The organism is Streptomyces sp. Isolate_45 (assembly GCF_024721315.2).
Lineage (GTDB): Bacteria > Actinomycetota > Actinomycetes > Streptomycetales > Streptomycetaceae > Streptomyces.
Map to the genome: position 1 here is coordinate 1 of NZ_JANFAK020000156.1, position 18,118 is coordinate 18,118.

Here is an 18,118-nt window from a genome sequence, read left to right on the forward strand (position 1 = left end):
GCGACCGGCGCGGGGGCCGGGGCGCCGGACCCGGTGGCGCGCCGGGGCCGCCACTTGCCGCCCGCGGAGAGCAGCGGGGTGAGCGCTGCGGCGACGGGCTCGGAGATCCGGCCCTCCTCCAGCCGGCGCCGGAGCATCTCGCGCAGCTCGAAGACGTAGGCCTCGGCGCGGGCGATGAGCGGCTCGAACCAGGGGAGCGCCAGCATGATCAGGAGGCCGGCGGTCCAGCCGAGCAGGACGTCGGAGACCCAGTGGGTGCCGAGGTACACGGTGGTGGCCCCGACGCTCAGCGAGACCACCGCGGAGACGATGGACAGCACCCGCCGGGTGACCGTGGTGGAAGCCAGGTAGGCCAGGATTCCCCAGGTCACGACGGCATTGGCGGTGTGGCCGGAAGGAAATATATCGCCGCCCGCGAAGAGCTCGGCGGAGCCGATCTGGGTGGCGTAGTGGGGGCCGAGCCGGCCGAGGCCGAGCTTGACGGCGCCGACGGTGATGTTCAGCAGCAGCAGGGCCACGCCGAGCGTGATCAGCGGGCGCAGCGTGTGCTGGCGCCAGGAGCGCCAGCCCAGCCAGGCCGCGACCATCACCGCGGTGGGCCCGCGCTGGCCGAGTACGACGAGGTAGTCGAGGAAGGCGTGCAGCTGCGGCCACTGCTCGTAGGGCCGGAAGAACATGATCTGCCAGTCCAGCCGGACGAGCCAGGACGTCATCAGCACCGCCACGACGATCGCGAGGTAGAACGCGAGGGTCGAGGCGAGGAGCACGACGCGGTGCCGGCTCATCCGCGGAGTTTGCAGATGAGCCGGTCGCTCTGGTTCCCGGTCCAGCCGGGCGAACACCGGCTCCAGACGGGTCAGCAATTGGTCGGTACGCACTCAATCGACGTTACCGCGCGTCGAAGGGCAGCCCGGTCGAATCGCGGGCTTTGTGATGACCATGTGATGTGGAGTGCGTCTCACGCAGTACTTAATTCCCGTTATTGTGGCCCCGGTTGGAACTCCCGGGATTCAACTCCCGCGACTCCGGCGGCGTAATTATCTGCATACTTACCCGACCCTTATTGCCGCTGGTCAATTCCTTTGCCCAATCATGGATTGGAATGATCCGTTCCGTGATCACCCCCTGCGGGGCGACCCGGAGGCCGTCCGGCGGCGGTCCTACGGAGGTCCCGAGCCGTTGAGCCAGAAGGCTCCGTACACCGCCGAGCACACGGCCAGCACGGCCGGCACCGCCGCCGCCCGCCGTGTCCCCCACCGGCCGAGGGCCGCGGCCACCGGCAGCAGCAGCGGGAACGCCGGCAGCAGCAGCCGGGGCTTGGAACCGAAGTACCCCGAGGCGCACAGCGCCAGCGCCACGACGATCCCGCAGTACACGAGCAGCGCGGCGGGCTGCCGCTGCCGGACGCACGACCGGTACAGCCACAGCACCAGCAGCACCCCGGCGATCAGTCCCACGCCGGCGAGGAAGGCGGAGGAGGCGAGCCGCTCGCCGATGAACCGGGCGAAGGCCCAACCCCCGTCGAAGCCGTTGCCCCAACCGGCCTGCACGTCCAGGTACCCCAGCAGCCCGCCGCCGGTCCGTTGCCCCACCCACAGCACGTACCCGGCCGCCCCCAGCGGAGCCAGCAGCACCCCGGCGGCCGTCCGCCAGGACCCTTCGCCGCGCCGCCACGCCAGGGCGGCACCCACCCAGAGGGCGGCGACGACGGCGGCGCCGACCGGGCGGGTCAGCCCGGCGCCGGCCGTGAGCAGGCCCGCCGTGATCCAGTGCCCGCGCAGCACCCCGTACAGCGCCCACGCGGCCAGCGCCGTGAACAGGGCCTCGCTGTACGCCATGGACTGCACGACGCCGACGGGCAGCGCCGCCCAGAGCGCCACCGCGAGGACCCCGGCCGCGCGCCCGAGGAACAGGTCGGCCACCGCGAAGATCCCCCAGGCGGCGGCGAACCCCGCCACCACCGAGACGACCAACCCCGCCGACCCGTACGAGAGCCCCGAGACCGCCGCCACCAGCCGCTCCAGCCACGGCAGGAGCGGGAAGAACGCCAGGTTGGAATGGACCGCCCCGCTCGGCAGGACCACCTCGTACCCGTACCCCTCGGCGGCGATCCGGGCGTACCAGAGCGAATCCCAGCGGGCCGAGAGCAGGGTGTGGGGACTGCTGCCGGCCACCGCCCCCCAGCCCGCGAGGACGGCGAGGCCGAGTAGGCGGACGGCCGCGAAGGCGGCCAGGGCGGGGGCGGCCCGCCGCAGCCGGGGGAACCTCGCGGGCGCGTCGGTCACATCGTTCTCGGGGGTCACGGGCGTGTCGTTCACACGGACAGTCTCGCGGGCCCGGCTCCCGGCGCCGTCGCCGCCCGGCCGCACCCGCGGGCCGGAACCACGGAATGTGAACAGGCGTGTACCCGGAGGGAAGGGGGCGGCCCCCAGGGCGGCCCCACGTCAGGCCCTAGTGGCGCACACCACAGGGCGGGCGTCGCCGCGGTGAGAGCTTGACCACGTGTCGGACACGCGAACTCGCGTACGCTGACCGTTCACTCGCGTGTCGATGCCGGACCCCGTTGGACGCCGCAAGCGCACCACCCGCGGCGGGCCGACGACGCAGGTCCGCCGAGTGTGAGGGATCACCTGGGAGGTACATGCATGTCGGGCACGCACATGACCGGCGACAGGACCCCTTCCTTCCGGCAGCGGCTCAGCGCGGTTTCCGGCGGGGCGAACCGCTGGTTGGTCCTCGCGGTCCTGTGCGTCAGCCTCGTGCTCGTCGCGCTCGACGCGACGATCCTGCACGTGGCGGTCCCCGCCGTCACCGAGGACCTGCGTCCCGGCGCGATCGAGCTCCTGTGGATCGTCGACGCCTACCCCCTGGTCTGCGCGGCGCTCCTGATCCTCTTCGGCACCCTCGGTGACCGCGTCGGCCGCCGCCGGATCCTGCTCCTCGGCTACGCGCTCTTCGGCGTCGCCTCCGCCATCGCGGCCTTCGCCGACAACGCCCAGGTCCTGATCGCCGCGCGCGCCCTGCTCGGCATCGGCGGCGCGATGATCATGCCGGCCACGCTGTCGATCCTGCGTCAGGTCTTCCCCGACCGGCGCGAGCGGGCGTTGGCCATCGGCATCTGGACCGCCGTCGCGGCGATCGGCGCGGCCGGCGGGCCCGTCCTCGGCGGCTTCCTCGTCCAGCACTTCTGGTGGGGCTCCGTCTTCCTCATCAACATTCCGCTGATGGCGCTGATCCTGCCGCTCGGCCGCTGGCTGCTGCCCGAGTCCAAGGGCTCCTCCGACGGCCCCTGGGACGTACTCGGCGCGCTGATGGCCGCCGCCGGCGTGCTCGGCTCGGTGCTCGGCATCAAACGGATCGGCGCCGAACGGCACCTCACCGACCCCGGGGCACTGGTCCCGCTGGCCGTCGGCGTGGCCCTGCTCATCCTCTTCGTGCGCCGGCAGAAGCGGCGCGAGCACCCGCTGATCGACATGCGGATGTTCTCCCGGGCCGCGTTCTCCACCTCCGTCGGCTGCATCGTGCTGGCCATGCTGGCCCTGGTCGGCCTCGAACTGATCGCCGTCCAGTACCTCCAGCTGGTGCTGCACCTGAGCCCGCTGGAGACCGGCCTGCGGCTGCTGCCGCTCACCTTCGCCGCCATGGCCGCGGGCGCCACCGGCTCGTACACCCTCCAGCGGGTCGGCCCCCGCACGATGGTCTCGCTGGGCTTCCTGCTCACCGCCGCCGCGGTCCTGCTGCTGACCTTCATGGGCCAGCAGGACCGGCCCGTGCTGCTGACCGTCGGCTTCGTCCTGCTCGGCTTCGGCCTCCAGACCACCCTGTTCGCCGCCTACGAGTCCATGCTGAGCGAGGCCCCGTCGGCCACCGCCGGCGGCGCGGCCTCCATAGGCGAGACCTCGTACCAGCTCGGCGCGGGCATGGGCATCGCCCTGCTCGGCAGCGTGATGAACGCCGCCTACGCGCCCGGCCTCCACCAGGTCCCCGGCGTCTCCGCCGCCGACTCGACGGGAGCGGCGCACTCCCTCGGCGAGGCCTATCAGATCGCCGCCCGGCTCGGCGGCCCGGCGGGGGAGGCCCTGTACGCCGCGGCCCGGCAGTCCTTCGTGCACGGACTGCACGTCACCCTCGTCGTCAGCGCCGCCCTGCTGCTGGCGGGCGCCGTCATGGCGCTGAAGCTGCCGCGCGCCATGGACAACACCGAGCCGGTCGGCGAAGCCGAGACCGGAGCGGAGCGGTCCGTACGTCTGCCCGCGCAGTCGACGGCCCCGAACGCGTCCGCCGGGGCGCGGATCCCCGGTCCGGCCAAGTCCGAGTGCGACCCGGCCGTCGGCGGGCGGCCCGGCCGCACCGCCTGACGGCACGCCCCGGAAGCCGGGGGTGGACCCGGGGCCCGCCCGGCGACAAACTTGCACTGCTAGGTTTCGCCCACGTGCCTGCCGGGAGGCCCCTCTTGTCCGCCTCGTCTGCGTCCTCAGTGCCGAGGACCCCCTTCGCCCCCACCGATCCGCTCGGCCTCGACGAACTGCTCGGCCCCGAGGACCTCGCAGTCCGCGACACCGTCCGATCCTGGGCCGCCGACCGTGTCCTGCCGCACATCGCGCAGTGGTACGAGGACGGCGAGCTCCCCGGCATCCGCGAGCTGGCCCGCGAACTCGGTTCCATCGGCGCCCTCGGCATGTCCCTGGAGGGGTACGGGTGCGCAGGCGCCAGCGCCGTCCAGTACGGCCTGGCCTGCCTGGAGCTGGAGGCCGCCGACTCCGGGATCCGCTCGCTGGTCTCCGTACAGGGCTCACTGGCCATGTACGCGATCTGGAAGTACGGCTCCGAGGAACAGAAGCAGCGCTGGCTGCCCGGCATGGCGGCCGGCGAGCTGATCGGCTGCTTCGGGCTGACCGAACCCGACGTGGGCTCCGACCCCGCGGCCATGCGGACGTACGCGAAGCGGGACGGGGCCGACTGGGTGCTGAACGGTCGCAAGATGTGGATCACCAACGGTTCGGTCGCCTCCGTCGCCGTGGTCTGGGCGCAGACCGACGAGGGGATCCGCGGGTTCGCCGTACCCACGGACGCGGCCGGGTTCTCGGCGCCGGAGATCAAGCACAAGTGGTCGCTGCGCGCCTCGGTGACCAGCGAACTCGTCATGGACGACGTACGGCTGCCGGCGGACGCGGTGCTCCCGGGCGTCACCGGCCTCAAGGGGCCGCTGGGCTGCCTCAGCCACGCGCGGTACGGGATCGTCTGGGGCTCCATGGGCGCGGCGCGCGCCAGCTTCGAGTCCGCGCTCGACTACGCGAGGACGCGGGAGCAGTTCGGCAGGCCGATCGGCGGGTTCCAGCTCACGCAGGCCAAGCTCGCGGACATGGCACTGGAACTCCACAAGGGCATCCTGCTCGCCCACCACCTGGGGCGGCGCATGGACGCGGGCACGCTACGGCCGGAGCAGATCAGCTTCGGCAAGCTCAACAACGTCCGCGAGGCCATCGAAATCTGTCGGACCGCGCGGACCATCCTGGGTGCCAACGGGATCTCGCTCGAATATCCCGTGATGCGGCACGCCACCAACCTCGAATCGGTGCTCACCTACGAGGGCACCGTGGAGATGCACCAGCTGGTGCTGGGCAAGGCGCTCACCGGGCTCGACGCCTTCCGGTGAGGGCCCCGCTCAGCTCTGGTTGAAGAAGTCGCGCGAGCGGCCGCCCGCCTCACCGTTGACGATCTGGGTGTCGGCCGGGGTCAGGAGGAAGACCCTGGTCGCCACCCGCTCGATCGAACCGCGCAGGCCGAAGGTCAGGCCGGCCGCGAAGTCGACGACCCGCTTCGCGTCGCCCGGGTCCATCGACGACAGGTTCACGATGACCGGGACGCCCTCGCGGAACAGCTCGCCGATGCCGCGGGCGTCACGGAAGCCGTCCGGAGTGACGGTCGCGATGCGCCGGCCCTGCTCGACGGCCGACTCCGAGGCGACCTTCACACGGGGATCGGTGACCCACTGGTCGCCGGGGCCGGAGACCGAGCCCTGCTGGCGCTCCACCGCCTCCGCGTAGTCGTCGTCGTAGTACCGCTCGTCGTCGCTGTCCTCCACGAGACCCAACCAGGCACTCGCCTTGCGTACCGAACCCATGGACGCCTCCTTTCACCGTGGCCAGTCTGTCTTCTTCCCCGTTGCCCCTATGGTCGTCCATGATGCTGACAACGCGCCAAGTGGATAGTCGCCGCGCAGGGGTTTCGTGACGGGACTGGTGCAGAACATCCGTTGCACGGTCAAGGATTCCGGGTGGCTGCCGCTGCTGTCTGAGTGAAAATACGACCGCCGCCGCCGTCCGGGTGAGCCCTTGGGGCGTACGGGTGAACGACCTGGCTGGATACGATGCCCGGGAAGAGTGCGGATCACACACGGGGGAAGCGGATTGTTCGGCATTGTCAGACCTTGCACGCACCGGCTCGGCGAGCGGTTCAAAACGGAGTGGATGGCCCATCTTTGTGGGCTCTGTCTGGCACTTCGTGGTGACCACGGACAGTTCGCACGCATCGTCACCAACTACGACGGGCTGCTCGTCTCCGTTCTGACGGAGGCTCAGTCGGGTCCGCTGCCCGGCGCCCGGCGTACGGCGGGCCCCTGCCCGCTGCGCGGCATGCGGACCGCTCCTGTCGCGAACGGCGAGGGGGCCAGGCTCGCGGCCGCCGTCTCCCTCGTACTGGCGTCCGCGAAGGTACGCGACCACGTGGCCGACCGGGACGGGCTGTTGGCCCGCGCCCCGATCGCCGCCGCCGCGCGCAAGGTGGCCCGGGGCTGGGACCGGGCCGGTGCCCGCACCGGCGCCTCGCTCGGCTTCGACACGGCGGTCCTCGTCGACGCGGTGGACCGGCAGGGCGGCATCGAGACCCTGGCCGGGCTCGGCACCTCCGTGCTGCTGGTGACCGAGCCGACGGAGACCGCGACGGCGGCCGCGTTCGCGCATACCGCCATCCTCGCGGGGCGGCCAGGCAACGGTTCCGCGCTCGCCGAGGCCGGCCGGTACTTCGGGCGGCTCGCGCACCTGCTGGACGCCGTCGAGGATCAGACCGCCGACGCCGCGGCGGGCGCCTGGAACCCGCTCACCGCGACCGGGACCTCCCTGGCCGAGGCCCGCCGACTGTGCGACGACGCGCTGCACGGGATACGGCTGTCGCTGGACGAGGTCGAGTTCGCCGACTCGGGGCTCGCGCACCGGTTGCTGGTGCACGAACTGCGCACCTCGGTGGACCGGGCCTTCGGGACCGGCACCTGTCGGCACGGCGTGGCGAACGCCGCGGGCCCCGGCCCCGGGCAGCCCCAGGGCGGCCCGTACGGCCAGGGCGGGCCCTACGCGGGTGGCCCGTACGGCCAGGGTGGTCCGTACGGCGGCGCGGGGGGCAACCCGTACGGGCAGCAGCCCGCCCCCGGCGGGCCGGCCGGGCCGCCGCCGATGGGCCCCGGCGGCCCGTGGGGGCCGGGCGGCGGTGGCGGTCACGGTGGCGGCGGTGGTCACGGCGGCCCCTCCGGGCAGAAGCCGCGCCGGGGGCTGTTGGCGGGCTGCGCCGTGGCCATCGGGCTCTTCTGCACCTGCCGGATCTGCTGCACCGAGCACGAGGGGCCGTGGTCGCGGAAGAAGCGTGACCCGTGGTGCGACGCCTGCGAATGCTGTGACTGCTGCCGGCCGAACTCCTCGCCCACGGGCGGCTCGGGCGGCGGGAGCGGCGGTGGTGACGGTGGCGGGTGCTGCGACTGCAACTGCTGCGGGTGCGACTGCTGACCATCCGCGGGCGCGGCGGCGCCGGATCGGCACCTTCCTGAGGCGGCGTCAGTTCCCCCGGACCCGGACGGCGTAGCGGGGGATTCCCGCCGGGGCGCGCGTGGAAGGGTTGAGCGCCATGAGTGACGATGACGCCGCCACGGCCCGGCGGGAGTGGCACGAGCACCGGACGGCCACCGTTTCCGGGCCCTACGGACCCCTGACGCCGACCGGTACCCACTGGCTCTCCGAGGCGGGGACCGGGCACCCGGAAGGTCGAATTCCGGCCGTTCCGGGCCGCTGGCGCGCAACCGACGGCGGCGTTCGGCTGGGCGCCGCCGCCGAGGACGGCCTCACGCTCGACGGCGAGCCCTTCGTCGGGGAGGCCGTCCTCGCCGCCGACCGGGGCCGGCCCGCGGACTCCCGGGTCTCCGCCGGGGACCTCCGGCTCGTCGTGATCCGCCGGGAGGGGGAGTGGGCGCTGCGCGTCTACGACCCCGCCGCGCCCGCCCGGCGGGCCTTCCCCGGGATCGAGGCCACCGCTTACGACCCCGATTTCGCGCTGCCCGGCCGCTTCCGACCGTACGGCGAGGACCGGACGGTCCAGGTGGCGAACGTCGACGGGCGCGAGCGCGGCCTCGGACTCGGGGGCGAGCCGAGCTTCTCGTACCGGGGGAGCCCGTACTCCCTCCAGGTGGCCGTGGACGGCGAGGACGGCAGCCTCCGGGCCGTTTTCGGGGACACCACCGGCGGCCGTTCCGGCTACCGCTTCCGGTTCCTGCGGCCCGGGACCCCGGCCGCCGAGGGGAGCGTCACCGTCGACCTCAACCGGGCCCTGCTCCCGCCCCGCGCCTTCGCCGATCACTTCGTCTGTCCCTTCCCGCCCCCGGGCAACACCCTGCCCTTCGCGGTCGCGGCGGGGGAGCGGAGGCTGAAAGACGCCCTTGTCGCCGGTATCTGACGCCGTGACACTCCCGTCAGCGTCATTCGGCGGACTTGTCAGGGGCACGGCGAAAGTGTGCGGGGTGGAACCCCACCCGCACGCCCTGCCCCCCACCGCCGCTCACGGGCTCCGGCACCCCCACGACCGCCGGGCCCCCGACCCCCTTCCGGGAGGACGTGCAGTGAGGATCAACCGCATCACCCGTGTCAGGCTGCTCGCGGCGGCCACCGGCCTGGCCGCCGTCGCCGCACTCGCCGCCCCCACGGCCGCCAGCGCCGCCGCACCCGAACCCACCGACAACGGCTTCAGCGCCGCCCGGCTCGCCGCCGCCGAGGCCTCCGTCCTACGGGCCGACGTGGCGGGCACCGCCTGGCACACCGACGCCGCCACCGGCACCCTCGTGGTCACCGCCGACTCCACCGTCAGCGCCGCCGACCTGGCCAGACTCCGCCGCGATGCCGGAGCCGACGCCCGCGCCCTGCGCATCGAACGCACCCCCGGCAAGCTGACCAAGCTCGCCTCCGGCGGCGACGCCATCTACGCCTCCAGCTGGCGCTGCTCGCTCGGCTTCAACGTGCGCAGCGGCAGCAACTACTACGCCCTCACCGCCGGTCACTGCACCGACGGCGCCGGCACCTGGTGGACCAACTCCGCCAAGACCAACGTGCTCGGTTCCACCACCGGGTCCAGCTTCCCGACCAACGACTACGGCCTGATCAAGTACGCGAGCAACTCGCCCGTCCCGCCCGGCACCGTCGGCAGCCAGGACATCACCAGCGCGATCAACGCCACCGTCAACCTGTCCGTCACCCGGCGCGGCTCCACCACCGGCATCCACAGCGGCCGGGTCACCGGCCTCAACGCCACCGTGAACTACGGCGGCGGCGACGTGGTCTACGGCATGATCAAGACCAACGTCTGCGCCGAACCCGGCGACAGCGGCGGCCCGCTCTACTCCGGCACCCGCGCCGTCGGCCTCACCTCCGGTGGCAGCGGCAACTGCTCCTCGGGCGGAACCACCTACTTCCAGCCCGTCGTGGAAGCCCTGAACGCCTACGGGGTCAGCGTCTACTGACCCACGCGCCCCCATCGCGCCCCTGGACGTCCTCCCGCCTTCTGGGAGGATGTCCAGGTGCCCGTGTCCTTGGGGGAGGCAGGTTTGCCGCATGCAGGTTTCCACATGAAGCGCATCGGCGTGACCGGACACCGGACGATCCCGACCGAGGCGCTAGGACACGTCAGGGAAGGTCTGCGAGCGGTACTGGCGGAGCACGAGGGGCCCCTGGAGGCGCTCTCCAGCCTCGCCGACGGAGCCGACCAGCTCTTCGCCGAAATCGCCCTGGAACGCGGAGCCGACCTCACCGTCGTGATCCCCAGCGGCGACTACGAGGAGACCTTCGACGACGCGGACGCCCTCGCCGGCTACCGGCGCCTGCGCCTGCGCGCCACCCAGGAGGTCCGGATGGCCTTCCCCCGCTCCACGGACGAGGCCTACTACGCCGCCGGCACCTGGATCGCCGACTCCTGCGACCGACTCGTGGCCGTCTGGGACGGCCTGCCCGCCCGCGGGCACGGCGGCACCGCCGAGATCGTCGCCTACGCCCGGGCCCTCGGCAAACCCGTCACCGTCATCTGGCGGGAGGGCGTGGCCCGGAACTGAGCCGCGCCCCGCCCCGGGTTCCGCCTCGACCGCCGCTCCGCCTCAACTGCTGTGCCGCGCCAACCAGTCGGTGTGCTGCGGGGACACGTACCGCTCCGTCTCGTACACGCTGGACGGCCACTGCGCCTCGGTGATCGTCGTCTGCATCACGACCATCATCGCCGACAGGTCCTGCTCGATCAGGGTGTGCGCCTCGATCAGCGGATGGTGGCGCCGCACCTCGTTCCAGGCGATCCCGGCCGCCGCCGCCGCACTCAGCAACGCCGTCAGCCGCGGCCCCGGACCCGAGCCCAGCGCCCCGAACAGCGCGAACAACAGGGCGAGACAGGTCAGCAGCACGATCGTCCACGACCACACCCGGGTCGCCCGCCGCGACACCTCCGTCCTGCGCCGGTACCAGGTGCGCTGCTCGATCAACCGGTCCCGTACGTACGTCTCCCGACGGACCCGGTAGTCCATCCCGCGCAGCCGCTGCATCGCCCCCGTGATCTCACCGCCCTCCGGCACCGGACCCGAGGCCCGCGGATCCTGCCAACCCATCTTGCGCAGCTCGGCCAGACCCGCCTCCAGTCGCGTGCGGTACGCGGCCTCCACCCCCTCGGTCCCCTTGCCGAACGGCGCCCCGTGCACGGCGTACCGCCAGGCCAACGACTTGATGAACTCGGCCGCGCTGCGGTTCAGCTGCCACTGCGGCCGGGCCCGCCGCCGCGTCGCGCGTACGCCCACGGCCAGCACCCCCGCGTACGCCAGCGTGCTCAGCGCCCCGAACAGGTGCAACGGACCCGCGGCGGGCCCGGACGGCAGTGCGGCGGCCCCCGCGGCCGCGACCAGCAGCACCAATTGCGCGCGCGTGGCCTTCACGGACTCCCGCTGTCGGGAGATCGCCGCCTGATCGGTGTGGTGGAAGAGGGCCGGCAGGTCCTCGTTGCGAAAGGTCATGCTGTCGGTCACAGCGCCCCCCTGCTGTCGGGTGGCGGGCGGCGGGGGGGGGGGGGGGGGGGGGGGGGGGGGGGCCCCCCCCCGCCGCCCCCCCCCCCCCCCCCCCCCCCCCCCCCCCCCCCACCCCCAACCCCCCCCCCCCCGCCCTCGGATCACACGGCGAGCGGCTCCAGGTCCCGGTGGACCCTCCGCTCGTCACGGGCGTACCGGGTCAGACCGTGGTCCTCCCCGAGCAGCCGGGTCAGCTCGGCCACCGCCTCCGCCCGTACCCGGGCCGCCTCCTCCTTGCGGCCCATCATGTCCAGGCTCACCGCCATGTTCGACGCGCTCGCCAACGTCTCCGGATGGTGCGCCCCCAGGGCCTCGCGCAGCCGCAGCACCGAGAGCCGCTCCAACTCCAGGGCGCCCTCCGGGTCACCGAGGTCCGCCCGCGCGTTCGCCAGGTTGAGGTGGGCGAAGATGGTGTGCGGGTGGTTGTCGCCCAGCACGTCGCGCATGTGCCGGATCGTCAGCCGCAGCATCGACACCGCCGTCTCCGCGGCTCCCGTGCCCCAGTGGAAGACCGCCAGGTTGTTGGCCGCGGCCAGGGTGTACGGGTGCCGCTCGCCCGGCACCTTCATGTACTCGTCCACCACCTCCTGCGCCAGGTCGCGGGCGGCGCCCGGGTCCCCCGTCGCGAACAGGTCGGCGGCCAGGTTCAGCTCGCAGGCCAGCAGGTCCGGGTTGACCGAGGTGTACTTGGCCCGGTACCGGGCCCGGGTCGCGGTCGTCAGCCGCAGCGCGTCCTCCAGCTCGCCCGCCCGCCGCAGCGACACCGCCAGGTTCTTCGCCGCCGACAGCGTCCCCGGGAAGGCCCGGCCCAGCTGCCGCTTGTAGATCTCGTACGTCCGGCCCAGCAACTGCACCGAGTCCTCGTACCGGCCCACCTCGCGCAGGTCCCGGGCCAGGTTCTGCGCCGAGGACAGGGTGTACGGGTGGTCGGTGCCCAGCACCTCGGTGCGCCGGTCGAAGACCTCCTGGTCGATCTCCCGGGCCCGCGCGTACTGCCCGACCATGCGCAGGTTCAGCGCCAGGTTGTTCGCGGCCGCCAGGGTGCGCGGGTGCGCCTCGTGGAAGATCTGCCCGAACCCCTCGTGCGCCGCCGTCGCCAGCTCCATCGCCTCCCCGTACCGGCCGAGCGCGCCCAGGTCCATCGCCAGGCCGCTGGTCGTCATGTACGTGTGCGGGTGCGAGGGGCCCAGCGCCGTCCGCTGCCGCTCCAGCGTCACCTCGTCGAGATCCTTCGCCTCCACGAAACGACCCTGCGACCGAAGGATGTTCGACAGGTGGAAGCGCAGGTACAGGTACTGGAGGTCGTCGTTGCCCAGGGTCTCCTTCCAGGTGTCGCGCAGCTCCTCGCCCAGCGCGTACGCGGCCTTGAAGTCACCGCGCTTCCACAGGTACCGGACCCGATCGATCAGCAGCCTGCGCGTCTCCGGCTCCTTGCAGAACCGGGCCTCCGACGGGCTCAGGTGCGGCCAGATGGTGTTGAACCGCGGCCACGTCTCCGGATTGTCTATCGGCTCGTCGTCGTCGGGCCGGGCACCCGCCAGGATCCGGTGCACCGCGTGCCGCGCCTCCCGCTGCTCCTCCTCCGTCAACTGCGCCCGGATCACGGCCTGTACGAGACGGTGCACCTGGATGCTGTTGCTCACCTGGTCGACCTTGGCCATCGCGAACCGGCCGATCTCCCGGATCACCCGGCCGAGCACCAGCTTCTCCTGGAGCGAGGCGTCGTACGGCTTGAGCGCGTCGATCATCTCCTTGCTGTACAGCAGGTTCGCCGAGATCGGCTCCGGCGCGAAGAAGGCGCACAGCTGCAACAGCCGCACCGCGGCGGGGGAGCGGGACTGGAGCCGCTCGATCGACACGTTCCAGGTCGCGGCCACCGGCTCCGGGTAGCCGGGCGGCTGGTTCAGCCCGAGCACGCGGGCCGCCTGCTGGGCCAGCTGCTCCAGGTACGCGGACACCGGCGTCGCGGTCTCCGCGATCCAGGCGCCCGCCTGCTCGACGGCCAGCGGCAGGTCGCCGACCGCGACGGCCACCTGTTCGGCGTCGTCCTTGGACAGGCCCGGGGCCCGGCGCTGGAGGTGCTCGATGGACTCCTCCCGCAGGAACACGTCCACCGGCAGCGCGTCCCCGTACTGCGACCAGGACTGGTTGCGGGAGGTCACCAGGACGTGCCCCGGACCGCCCGGCGGGAAGAACCGCTTGAGCGTCTCGGGATCGTCCGCGTTGTCGAAGACCAGCAGCCAGCGCGCCGACGGCACGCCGCGCCGCAGCAGGTCGATCGCCTCCTGGGACGCCGCCGACATGTCCTCGCCGGTCTGCGCGCCGAGCCGTACGGCCAGCTCCGCGAGGGCCGCGACCACGTCGTCGGTCTGCTCCGAGGAGATCCACCACACCAGGTCGTAGTCGGCCATGAACCGGTGGACGTACTCCAACGCCACCTGCGTCTTGCCGACGCCGCCGAGCCCGTACAGCGTCTGCGGCTGCGGCAGCACCACGGCCATGCCGCCGCCGAGCTGGTCGCGCATCCGCTCCAGCACGATGCTGCGGCCGGTGAAGCCGGGGTTGCGGGGCGGCGCGTTCCAGATCTTCGGGACGGTCCCCGGGAAGCGGGGGCCCGGGTGGGAGGCGCCGGCGACGCCGTCCGGCAGCGCCATCGGCCGCTCCACGGCCCGCAGCAGGGCGGTCGCCGCGTGCACCTCGTCGAGCCGGAACAGGTCCACGGGGTTGCGGTCGATGTACGGCGTCGCGAGGCGCACGTCGCCCACCCGCAGCGGCACCAGCTGCCGCCGGCCTCCCGTCGGGTCCTCGGCGGCGGCCCGGTTCCACACGTCGACGGCCCGCGCCGACTTGAGGTACGCGCTGGAGAGCAGCACCACGGTCCGGGCCGCCGTGTCGACGCCGATGCCCGTCCCGCCCAAGGTGTCGCCGGAGCCGGCCGCGACGGGCGCCGGGGCCCGCTCGGCGGACACGTCCCGGGGGACGACCCGGAAACCGGCCCGGGTGAGCACGGACTCGATCCAGTCGGCCCACATCCGGTTCTCGGCGACGTAGGACAGGAAGAGGTCGGCGGGCAGGGCGGGACGCCGCCGGGTGAAGGCGTCCCTGATCCGCAGCCGGACCTCCTCGCCGATGGCCGGCATGGAGGTGATCTCGCCCCCGGTGACCACCGTGGTGAGCCGCTCGAAGGCGGAGAGCAGGGAGTTGGTGAGCCCGGCCTCGTCGCCGAAGGTCGCCAGGGTCTCCTCGTAGGCGTAGTAGGGGCGGTAGGGGATCTCCACCGCGCCCCAGTACGAGGTGAGTTCGTCGCCGAGGAGGCCGTTCGGGAAGCGGTCGAACTTGATCCGGGCCAGGGCGCGGCCCGCGTCGGCCTTCTCCTTCTCGCCCTCGTCGATGCGCATCGGCACCGGGTAGATCTTGATGCCCCGGTCGTTGAAGCGCTCGTCGATCTGCCGGGCGACGGAGGCGGCGCCGTCGATGGACTGGTCGGAGAGGGTGAAGCAGTCGACCAGCACGTCGGGGAGGTGGACGGTGCAGATGTCGGCGATGTCGGACAGGCCGGTGCGGCTGTCGATCAGGACGTAGTCGTAGTTCCGCTTCATGTCCGCGCGTAACGCGTCGAAGAAGAGGCCGCCGCCGAGCCGGTCGTAGAAGTTGTCCCAGTCGAAGGTGGACACGGTCGCCGAGTACTCGCGGTTCTGCCGCCCCGCCGAGACGAAGTCGAGGGTGCCGCCCTCCGGGAACTCCCAACCCAGGTTCTCCGGGGTGAGGGAGACGGCGTGCGGCTGGATGCGGGCGTAGTCCTTGTGCCAGTCGTCGGGGCGCTGCACCGGGCTGGTGGCGGCCCACGCGTACTCGCTGATCAGGTCGATGACCCCGGTGGTGGCCCCGAGCGTGGAGGGGTCCAGGAAGGGGTGGAAGAAGCGGTGCAGGCCGGGGGCCTCCAGGTCCCAGTCCACGGCGAGCACCCGCTTGCCGTTCGCGGCGAGGATCCAGGCGGTGTTCGCCAGCGCCATGGTCCGGCCGGTGCCGCCCTTGTACGAATAGAAGGTGACGATGCGTCCGTCTCGGTTGTCACGACTCGCTGTCATCCGCGTCCCCCCGGTCGGTGTCGTGTGGGTCGTCGTGTCCTGCGCGTCCTTCGTGTCCGTGCCGTCCCCCGGGCCGCCCGTGGGCGTCGGGCGGGAAGGGGGCGGGCGGCGGCAAGGGCGGGCCGTCCATCCCCATCGGCCCCAGCAGTCGGGGGCGTTCGGTGGGGGTGCTCCCGGCCGGGAGGTACACCTGCGCGTGTCTGAGGAACTGCTGGGCGGCGGCCTCGACCACCTGCGGCAGGATCTGGCCGAGGGTCTCGATGTTGGCCACCCCGTTCGCGGCGGCCCGGCAGGCGGCCCGACCCTGGCCCATCTTGACGGGCAGGGTCTCCTCCAGCCGCCGGGCCAGCTCGGCCTCCTTGGCCCGGCCCTGGTGGTCGTAGCGGTTCCAGGGCACGACCACGTTGATCCACGGCCGGGACTCCTGGTCGAAGGCGGCCAGGCGCCGCCGGCGGTGTTCGTCCTCCAGCGCCCAGCGGTCGACGATGAGGATCTCCGGCCGGGTCGGCGGCTGCTTGCTGTCGAAGTGACCGGCCTCGTCGTCGAAGGACGACATGGTGGTGCGGTAGTTGAGGTTCTTGACCAGGTCCTCGGCCACGTAGGCGATGGGCCGCTGCGAGACCGGGTGGTACGGGTTCCAGTCCAGCGCGCTCTCCCCGTAGTACTCGGGGCTGCGGCCGTCGGGCAGGTCGTGCCGGGACGCGGCGGCCACGGTCACGTGCAGCGTGCGGGCCGGGCTCCCGGTGGGACCGAAGGCGCTGGGCACCACCCGGTAGTCCAGGGGGCGGACGGGGTCGAGGCGGACGGTCTCGGCCACCCGGACGATGCGTTTGGCCAGCTCGTAGACGGCCCGCTCGTACTGTTCCGCGTACCCGCGCAGCTTGATCAGCCCGTACAGCCCGTCGGTGACGTAGCGCTCGCCGAAGGTGTTGTGGTTGAACTGCAACCGCTCGGCCGGGCCCGGAAGTTGCGAGGGAGGTACGGGCACCCACAGGGCGGGCACGATGGCCTCGGCCCGCTCGTTGCTGACCGCGCCGTGCTGGATGGCGCGCTGCGCGAAGGCGAACCACTCCTTCCCGCACATCTCGCTGGCGAAGTAGCGCGGCGAGAACAGGGGGACGAAGACCCGGCAGGTGGCGAGCGCCGCCCCGAGCCGTTCCGACCAGCCCTCCCCGCTGCGTATCTCCCGGTCCATGAAGCCGGCGTCGGATCCGGCGGGCAGATCTGTCAGTGCCATGACGTGGCTGCAGAGATCGCGGAAGAGCCGCTCGACCCACATGTCGGGATCGGGGCCGCCGGCCCCGAACCTCGGTGTATGCGCATAACTGAGAAAAAAATACGGCTGCACTGATGCGGGCACACGACCCCCGTCCCGAAGATGCGAGCGAAGAAACATCATTCCGGAGCTGCTTCGCCACATCCCCTCATCGTTCAGTCAATCAGCGTCTGTTTTCGGTCATCCAGTCCATTGCGTGATCGACGGCATCCGGAATGGAGAAGAGCATGGCCGGAGCCCCTCCCACCCGCCCCCTGCGCACCCGGGAATCCGGGAATGCGCTGCCGATCGCGGCGAAATCACTGTCGTCCAGCGCGACGTCCTCGAAGGCGGTCCACTCTCCCCCCTGCTGACCACCGCTTCCCCCCGGAAGGTTCACCTTCACCACACAGTCGTACATGCGCAAGGGGGGCTTCGGAATTCGGTACTCCGCGAGGTGGAAGGCGGTGCAGGCGGAAAAGCCCACATTGATCATCAGTACCTGACCTCCCTCCCAGCACAGCTTTCCCAGCGGCGACTCCTCGCCGAGGTGGTTTTCGAGCCGGTGCCCGGAACAGACCTCGCGCGCGCCCGCTCCGAGTGCGGCGAAGGAGGTCTGCGGGTGGTCGCTGCGCGCGGCGCCCGGCGCGGTACGGACGGCCTCGGCGAAGGCGCCCATGCCCTGGCTCGGCGTACGGTCGGGGTCGAAGGCGGGCATCCGCGCCCGGAAGGCCCGCACCCCCGACTCGTCCAGCCCCGCCACGCGCGCCCGGTGTGCGCCCGAGGTCAGCGAGTTCTCCGGGGTGAACGCCGGTACCACCAGGATGCCGTGCGGTCCGAGGAGCCCGGTCAGGGCGTCGCGCAGCGTCCCGGCGCGCAGCCCGGTACCGCCCAGCGCCGCGTGCACCAGCAGCCGCATGCGGGGGCGTACGCCCAGCAGCCGCAGCTGCGCCGCGAGCGCCGGCGGACCGGGGGCGCGGGACGGGGCGGCGGCTTCGGGGGGTGCGGCTCCGGAGGGTGCCGGGGCGGCGGGGGAGCTCACGCGTCGACCGCCTTCAACTCCCAGTGCAGCTCCTCCACCAGCCGCTTGCCGGTCACCGTCAGCTCCGCCGCACCCGACAGTCGTTCCAGCGCCCGCTGGACGCGGTCCGCGCCGTCCGGCTCGTGGGTGGCCGTCGCCCGCCGGTACGCCTCCACCGCGACCCGCTCGTACACGTCCGCCAGCAGCCGGGACACCGGTACCGGACGCTCCCGCCACGGCGAGGGGTGCTGCCAGGCCCCGTCCAGCGCGTACAGGTCGGCCACCTCGGTCAGCTCCCGCAGCCGGGCCCGCCGTCCGCCGGTCAGCAGGGCCAGGGCCGTCTCCCGCACCCCGGCGCCGTACGGGACGCCGAGCGCGCCGGGCCCGTGCCGCCCGGCCTCGCCCCA

At 72.6% G+C, this 18,118-nt stretch carries 13 protein-coding genes and 1 pseudogene; 6 read left to right on the top strand and 8 right to left on the bottom strand.

Annotation, left to right across the window (positions count from 1 at the left end):
- The coding region (locus NOD94_RS33295) for a phosphatase PAP2 family protein (protein ID WP_281209920.1) at positions 1–878 on the bottom strand (878 nt) is incomplete at its 3' end.
- 282 nt (positions 879–1,160) lie between these two features.
- Positions 1,161–2,285 (bottom strand): hypothetical protein, encoded by a 1,125-nt coding sequence (locus tag NOD94_RS33300; protein ID WP_281209929.1) that lies wholly within the window; start codon positions 2,283–2,285, stop codon positions 1,161–1,163.
- Between the two features lie 360 nt (positions 2,286–2,645).
- Here NOD94_RS33300 and NOD94_RS33305 point away from each other — a divergent pair, with 360 nt between their 5' ends.
- A complete protein-coding gene (locus tag NOD94_RS33305) occupies positions 2,646–4,358 on the top strand; it encodes an MFS transporter (protein WP_281209921.1) in 1,713 nt (570 codons plus the stop codon).
- Between the two features lie 95 nt (positions 4,359–4,453).
- The gene (locus NOD94_RS33310; RefSeq protein ID WP_281209922.1) at positions 4,454–5,656 is read left to right on the top strand and encodes an acyl-CoA dehydrogenase family protein; all 1,203 of its coding nucleotides are present in this window, start codon (positions 4,454–4,456) and stop codon (positions 5,654–5,656) included.
- A 9-nt stretch (positions 5,657–5,665) separates the two neighbouring features.
- Here NOD94_RS33310 and sepF read toward each other — a convergent pair whose 3' ends face one another.
- A complete protein-coding gene (gene sepF, locus NOD94_RS33315; RefSeq protein WP_281209923.1) occupies positions 5,666–6,124 on the bottom strand; it encodes a cell division protein SepF in 459 nt (152 codons plus the stop codon).
- A gap of 286 nt (positions 6,125–6,410) precedes the next feature.
- Between sepF and NOD94_RS33320 the strand changes: the two genes are divergently transcribed.
- The 4 genes from NOD94_RS33320 (at position 6,411) to NOD94_RS33335 (ending at position 10,357) form a co-directional block, all read left to right on the top strand.
- Entirely contained in the window at positions 6,411–7,775 is a 1,365-nt protein-coding gene (locus NOD94_RS33320) for a DUF5685 family protein (protein ID WP_281209924.1), read from the top strand.
- Between the two features lie 118 nt (positions 7,776–7,893).
- Positions 7,894–8,715, top strand: coding sequence for a DUF1684 domain-containing protein (locus NOD94_RS33325; RefSeq protein ID WP_281209925.1), 822 nt, complete (start codon positions 7,894–7,896; stop codon positions 8,713–8,715).
- Positions 8,716–8,878: 163 nt separating this feature from the next.
- Complete coding sequence (locus NOD94_RS33330; protein WP_281209926.1) at positions 8,879–9,772, top strand: S1 family peptidase; 894 nt, start codon at positions 8,879–8,881, stop codon at positions 9,770–9,772.
- 105 nt (positions 9,773–9,877) lie between these two features.
- Positions 9,878–10,357, top strand: a complete 480-nt coding sequence (locus NOD94_RS33335; protein ID WP_281209927.1) for a hypothetical protein — start codon at positions 9,878–9,880, stop codon at positions 10,355–10,357.
- A 42-nt stretch (positions 10,358–10,399) separates the two neighbouring features.
- Here the strand turns inward: NOD94_RS33335 and NOD94_RS33340 are convergent, their stop codons facing one another.
- From NOD94_RS33340 to NOD94_RS33360, 5 genes and pseudogenes are all read right to left on the bottom strand, one after another.
- Positions 10,400–11,296, bottom strand: coding sequence for a DUF4231 domain-containing protein (locus NOD94_RS33340; protein WP_281209930.1), 897 nt, complete (start codon positions 11,294–11,296; stop codon positions 10,400–10,402).
- 152 nt (positions 11,297–11,448) lie between these two features.
- Entirely contained in the window at positions 11,449–15,435 is a 3,987-nt protein-coding gene (gene fxsT, locus NOD94_RS33345; RefSeq protein WP_281209928.1) for an FxSxx-COOH system tetratricopeptide repeat protein, read from the bottom strand.
- The gene (locus NOD94_RS33350; RefSeq protein ID WP_281209931.1) at positions 15,419–16,831 is read right to left on the bottom strand and encodes a TIR-like protein FxsC; all 1,413 of its coding nucleotides are present in this window, start codon (positions 16,829–16,831) and stop codon (positions 15,419–15,421) included. The genes fxsT and NOD94_RS33350 overlap by 17 nt, the downstream gene beginning before the upstream one ends.
- A gap of 43 nt (positions 16,832–16,874) precedes the next feature.
- Positions 16,875–17,609 (bottom strand): AAC(3) family N-acetyltransferase, encoded by a 735-nt coding sequence (locus NOD94_RS33355; protein ID WP_281209932.1) that lies wholly within the window; start codon positions 17,607–17,609, stop codon positions 16,875–16,877.
- Positions 17,610–17,728: 119 nt separating this feature from the next.
- Positions 17,729–18,118: pseudogene (locus NOD94_RS33360) on the bottom strand (FxsB family radical SAM/SPASM domain protein); the annotation flags it as partial.

Bases quoted from the DNA above. Each gene is read 5' to 3' on its own strand.
- NOD94_RS33305 (WP_281209921.1), top strand. From the start codon at position 2,646: ATGTCGGGCACGCACATGACCGGCGACAGGACCCCTTCCTTCCGGCAG.
- sepF (WP_281209923.1), bottom strand. From the start codon at position 6,124: ATGGGTTCGGTACGCAAGGCGAGTGCCTGGTTGGGTCTCGTGGAGGAC.
- NOD94_RS33325 (WP_281209925.1), top strand. From the start codon at position 7,894: ATGAGTGACGATGACGCCGCCACGGCCCGGCGGGAGTGGCACGAGCAC.
- NOD94_RS33335 (WP_281209927.1), top strand. From the start codon at position 9,878: ATGAAGCGCATCGGCGTGACCGGACACCGGACGATCCCGACCGAGGCG.
- NOD94_RS33340 (WP_281209930.1), bottom strand. From the start codon at position 11,296: ATGACCTTTCGCAACGAGGACCTGCCGGCCCTCTTCCACCACACCGAT.
- fxsT (WP_281209928.1), bottom strand. From the start codon at position 15,435: ATGACAGCGAGTCGTGACAACCGAGACGGACGCATCGTCACCTTCTAT.
- NOD94_RS33350 (WP_281209931.1), bottom strand. From the start codon at position 16,831: ATGTTTCTTCGCTCGCATCTTCGGGACGGGGGTCGTGTGCCCGCATCA.
- NOD94_RS33355 (WP_281209932.1), bottom strand. From the start codon at position 17,609: ATGCGGCTGCTGGTGCACGCGGCGCTGGGCGGTACCGGGCTGCGCGCC.